The organism is Luteibacter sp. P4_E6 (assembly GCF_056401535.1).
Genome location: NZ_JBFUJE010000692.1, coordinates 1 through 1,752 on the forward strand (window position 1 = coordinate 1; position 1,752 = coordinate 1,752).

The 1,752-nt window shown below is 62.5% G+C and carries 2 protein-coding genes; both read left to right on the forward strand.

Going from position 1 to position 1,752, the window contains the following annotated elements; translation table 11 throughout:
- Window positions 1-1,013 (forward strand): Glu/Leu/Phe/Val dehydrogenase dimerization domain-containing protein (locus tag AC1DT2_RS22465; protein WP_477298845.1); only part of this gene is annotated, 1,013 nt, incomplete at its 5' end.
- Between the two features lie 145 nt (window positions 1,014-1,158).
- A partial coding sequence (locus tag AC1DT2_RS22470) for a hypothetical protein (RefSeq protein ID WP_477298847.1) occupies window positions 1,159-1,752 on the forward strand: 594 nt, incomplete at its 3' end.

Sequence of the window (1,752 nt, forward strand, 5' to 3'; positions counted from 1 at the left end):
ACAATACGGTGCTCGGCCCGTCGCTTGGCGGCCTGCGCATGTGGCCGTACAAGACCGAGCAGGATGCGGTCAACGACGTGCTCCGCCTGTCGCGCGGCATGACCTACAAGAATGCGGTGGCCGGCCTGAACCTGGGTGGCGGCAAGGCCGTGATCATCGGCGATCCCTCCAAGGACAAGTCCGAAGCGCTGTTCCGCGCCTTCGGCCGTTTCGTCAATTCGCTCAACGGCCGTTACATCACGGCTGAAGACGTCGGTATCGACGTCAACGACATGGAATACGTCTACCGTGAAACCGAGTACGTCACCGGCGTGCACCAGGTCCACGGCGGTTCGGGCGATCCCTCGCCGTTCACCGCGTTCGGTACGCTGCAGGGTCTGATGGCCGCGCTGCAGACCAAGTACGGCAACGAAGACGTGGGCAAGTACAGCTACGCCGTGCAGGGCTGCGGCCACGTGGGCAGCGAGTTCATCAAGCTACTTCGCGAGCAGGGCGCCAAGGTGTTCGTCACCGACATCAACAAGGACGCTGTCCAGCGCTGCGTCGACGAACTCGGCTGCGAAGCCGTCGGCCTCGACGAAATCTACGACGTCGATGCCGACGTCTACAGCCCCTGCGCCCTGGGCGGCACGATCAACGAGCAGACCATCGATCGCATCAAGGCGAAGATCATCTGCGGTGCGGCCAACAACCAGCTGGCCACCGACGCGATCGGCGACGAACTCGCCCGCCGCGGCGTGATCTACGCACCGGACTATGCCGTCAACGCCGGCGGCGTGATGAACGTCTCGCTGGAAATCGACGGCTACAACCGCGAGCGCGCCATGCGCATGATGCGCACGATCTACTACAACGTCGGTCGCATCTTCGAGATCTCCGCCCGCGACAACATCCCGACCTACAAGGCCGCGGATCGCATGGCGGAAGAGCGTATCAGCGCGATCGGCAAGATCCGCCTGCCGCACATGGGCAACGGCGCGCCGCGCTTCCAGGGTCGTATGCGCGGGCAGTAATCGCTACGCGTAATAGGCACCGAGAAAGCCGCCGGGGTGATCCGGCGGCTTTTTCCGTTGTGGGACTACGACCTTAGGCTGATCGCATCGCCACGAGAATCGCGCCAACGTTTCGCACAGCAGAGGAACAACGCGATCACTGAGGATGGAACCCATGACATCACGCCAAGATGCCGCCACCGGCGGCCGGAGCGACGCCGACCTGGACCCTGCTTTCGGCGAAAAAGGCAAGGCCGTCGTGCCCTTCCCCCAAGGCTATGACGCCGCAGACCTCTGGGACATGCTTGTGCGGCCTGACGGCTCAATCTTCGTCGCGCTGGGTTGCGGAAAGTTCACCCAAAACCTTGGCATGGCCAAGCTAACTCCCGATGGGCAAATCGACCAGGCATTCGGCAACAACGGCTTTCAGATCGACCCGGAGAGAAACGGAATCTCTTTCATCAACCTCAAGTTACTGCCCGATAACCGCATGTTGGCCCGCTACAGGACGGGCTACGACGGTATTCGAACCGTTATGCGATTGACCGATCGCGTCATGATCGATGCCTCATTTGCCGACCTGGGCGTTCTGCCGCTCGAGTTCAATGGTTACCAGTTGCTCGATGTCGACATGATTCCCCTGGAAGACGGCGGCCTCGTCCTCGTCGGCGCGGCGCGGCGCGATGGCCTCGTCCAGGGCGCAATGATGGTGCGTCTGGACAAGATGGGGCAGCTCGACCCTGCACTCGGTGGGGACGGC